At 68.7% G+C, this 3,005-nt stretch carries 3 protein-coding genes and 1 pseudogene; 1 reads left to right on the top strand and 3 read right to left on the bottom strand.

Annotation, left to right across the window (positions count from 1 at the left end; translation table 11 throughout):
• Positions 1-83 precede the first annotated feature (83 nt).
• The gene (locus tag JMF90_RS31345; protein WP_011546169.1) at positions 84-1,019 is read right to left on the bottom strand and encodes a DMT family transporter; all 936 of its coding nucleotides are present in this window, start codon (positions 1,017-1,019) and stop codon (positions 84-86) included.
• Between the two features lie 348 nt (positions 1,020-1,367).
• Here JMF90_RS31345 and gloA point away from each other — a divergent pair, with 348 nt between their 5' ends.
• Positions 1,368-1,751: a lactoylglutathione lyase gene (gene gloA, locus JMF90_RS31340; RefSeq protein ID WP_006477863.1), complete on the top strand. Its 384-nt coding sequence runs from the start codon at positions 1,368-1,370 to the stop codon at positions 1,749-1,751.
• A gap of 100 nt (positions 1,752-1,851) precedes the next feature.
• Here gloA and JMF90_RS31335 read toward each other — a convergent pair whose 3' ends face one another.
• Together JMF90_RS31335 and JMF90_RS31330 are read right to left on the bottom strand one after the other, a co-directional pair.
• Positions 1,852-2,739, bottom strand: a complete 888-nt coding sequence (locus tag JMF90_RS31335; RefSeq protein ID WP_011546168.1) for a M48 family metallopeptidase — start codon at positions 2,737-2,739, stop codon at positions 1,852-1,854.
• Positions 2,740-2,784: 45 nt separating this feature from the next.
• A pseudogene (locus JMF90_RS31330) lies at positions 2,785-3,005 on the bottom strand (1-acyl-sn-glycerol-3-phosphate acyltransferase); the annotation flags it as partial.

Here is a 3,005-nt window from a genome sequence, read left to right as displayed (position 1 = left end):
GGCGCGAGCCCACCCCCGGCCGTATCGAAGAGGGCTGCCCGACCGGCAGCCTTTTTTATTGCCCGCGCGTGTTGCGCCGGCCGTCACGCCCGCCGGCGCGGCGGCGCGTTGACGAGCGCGATGCCGGTCAGCACGAGCGCGGCCGCCGACATGAAGCGCCAGCCGACCGATTCGCCGAGCAGCAGCACGCCGAACGCGACGCCGAACAGCGGCGACAGGAACGTGAAGACGGACAGCCGGGACGCGCTGTAGCGCGTCAGCAGCCAGAACCACGACAGGTAGCTGACGAACGCGACGATCACCGACTGGTACGCGAGGCTCGCGAGCGCGACCGGCGTGACCTGCGCGAACGACATCTGGCCGCACAGCGCGGCGAGCGCGACCAGAACGAGCGCCGATACCGCGAGCTGGTAGAACAGCGTCTTGCTCGCGCTGGCCCGCGCGAGCGCCGTCGAGCGCACGACGACCGTCGTCGCGGCCCACATCGCGCCGCCGAGGATGCCGAGCGCGTCGCCGGCGAGCCCGGCCAGCACGGACGCGCCGGGCATGCGCGGCTTCAGGAAGCCGTCCGCGAACGCGAGCGCGATGCCGGCGAATGCAAGGCCGACGCCGGCCCATTGCGCGCGCTGCAGCCGCTCGCCCGGTGCGAACAGGTGCAGGCCGAGCGCGGTGAAGCACGGCGCCGTGTACAGGAAGATCGCCATGTGCGACGCGCTCGTCAGCGTCAGCCCGAAGAACACGCAGATGAATTCGCCGGCGAACAGCGCACCGGCCGCGAGCCCCGCACCGAACGTGCCGTCCGCCTGAAACAGCGGCGTGCCGCGCGAGCGCGCCCAGCCCCATAGCAGCAGCGCGGCGATCGCCGAGCGCAGCCCGGCCTGGAACATCGGCGCGATCGCGGCGTTCGTGCTTTTGATCGCGACCTGCTGGAAGCCCCAGATCGCGCACAGCAGCAACATCAGGCCGACGGCACGTGTATCGAGGGTGCGGCGCACGGGGGCGGCGGCAAGCGCGGTCATCGGCGCGCCTCGTGGGGCGGGCATGGCGGCAACGAGGTTAGGCGGGCGGCGCGTCCGGCGCGCTCGAATCGGCGGTTTCGCACGGCAGTGTGGCGGCAACGAAAGAGGGTGGTCGCGGTCGGGCGGCGGCTCGCATGCCCGCTTTTGGTGCGAAGTGGAAGGATGTTACCCGATCGGCGCGGTGACCGGGCGAGCTGGATCGTGCCGTTTCCGCCGCTGCACTCTTGCTCGCGCCGGTGCAGCCGACACGCTGCATCGGCTGCGCCCCCGGGCTAGGCGCCCCCGGCGAGATTCACCCGACTCCGGTAGAATTTCCGGTTCTGGAAAGTCCCCACAGGAGTACAACACATGCGTTTGCTGCATACGATGCTGCGAGTCGGCGATCTCGACCGCTCGATCAAGTTCTACACCGAATTGCTCGGCATGAAGCTGCTGCGTCGCGAGGATTATCCGGAAGGCAAGTTCACGCTCGCGTTCGTCGGCTACGAAGACGAGAGCACGGGCACCGTGATCGAGCTGACCCACAACTGGGAGACGCCGTCCTACGATCTCGGCAACGGTTTCGGCCATCTGGCGGTGGCGGTCGACGATGCGTACGCGGCCTGCGAGAAGATCAAGGCGCAAGGCGGCAAGGTCACGCGCGAGGCGGGCCCGATGAAGCACGGCACGACCGTGATCGCGTTCGTCGAGGATCCGGACGGCTACAAGATCGAGTTCATCCAGAAGAAGTAAGCGCCGGACGAACCGGGCCGCGGCATGCGCCGCGGCAGCGAAAAAGGGCGATGCGGGATAATCCGCATCGCCCTTTTCGTTGGCGCCGAAGCCGTGCGCGTCAAAGCGACGGCAGCAGCTCGGGCGGGTGATGCTTGAGCGTGTGCCGTGCTTCGCGGAACTCGGGGAAGATCGATTCGACGGTCTGCCAGAAGGCCGGGCTGTGGTTCATCTCGCGCAGGTGCGACAGCTCGTGCGCGACGACGTAGTCGATGATCGACATCGGGAAATGAATCAGCCGCCAGTTCAGGCGGATCTTGCCGTCGCTCGAGCAACTGCCCCAGCGCGTCGCGGCCGACGACAGCGCATACATCGAATACGTGACGCCGAGCTTTTCCGCGTAGACCACGAGGCGTTCGCCGAAGATGCGTTTCGCTTCGCCCTGCAGCCAGCCTTGCACGCGATCCTTGATCTGCTGCATGTCGGCCTGCACGGGCAGCGGCAGCGACAGCCGCAGCGCATCGGCGTCGAACGCGACGGCGCCCGCGCCGAGCGCGATCGTCACCGTCTTGCCGAGATACGGCAGCTGCGCGCCGTCGCGCCAGTCGATTTGCGGCAGCGCGCGCTGCTCGGTGCGCGTCTTCCACTCCGCGAGCTTCGCGAAGATCCAGCGTTGTTTCTCGGCGATCGCCGCTTCGATATCGGCGAGCGTGACCCAGCGCGGCGCGGTGATCGACAACCCGCTGCCGTCGATCGTGAAGCCGATCGTGCGGCGCGCGGAGCGCCTCAGCCGGTATTCGAGCACGCGACTGTCGAGCGCGAACGTGCGCACGCGCGAGCGATCGGGCGCCCGGCCCGGATCGAGCGGCGCGGCGGGGGCGGCTTCGGGCGGTGCCGGCGGGGCGGCAGGCGCCGACGGCGCAGCGGCCGGCCCGTCGAAGAGTGGCAGATCCATCTGGCGATGATCGAGGGCCACGACGGCAGGCCGTGGCCGCGGACGCTGTTTCATCAGTTCGCTTCTTTTTGTCGTACGCAACGGCTGCAATCCGGGGCGTCAGGCGCGCGCGGCATCGCGGGTGCCGGCGTTGCCCGCCTGACGATACGCCTCGGGATCGATGCGGCGCATTTCCGCTTCGATCCACGCTTCGACCTGCGAGTTCAATGCGTCGGGCGTCAGCCCTTCGCTCGCGATCGGCTTGCCGATCGACACCGTGACGACGCCCGGGAATTTCGTGAACGAGTTGCGCGGCCACACACGACCTGCATTGTGCGCGA

The organism is Burkholderia sp. E168m23, from assembly GCF_016586125.1.
In the GTDB taxonomy this organism is placed as follows: Bacteria; Pseudomonadota; Gammaproteobacteria; order Burkholderiales; family Burkholderiaceae; genus Burkholderia; species Burkholderia orbicola.
This window is presented reverse-complemented; position numbering and strand designations above follow the sequence as displayed.

Coding starts and splice junctions, on each gene's coding strand:
- JMF90_RS31345 (WP_011546169.1), bottom strand. CDS start 1,019: ATGACCGCGCTTGCCGCCGCCCCCGTGCGCCGCACCCTCGATACACGT.
- gloA (WP_006477863.1), top strand. CDS start 1,368: ATGCGTTTGCTGCATACGATGCTGCGAGTCGGCGATCTCGACCGCTCG.
- JMF90_RS31335 (WP_011546168.1), bottom strand. CDS start 2,739: ATGAAACAGCGTCCGCGGCCACGGCCTGCCGTCGTGGCCCTCGATCAT.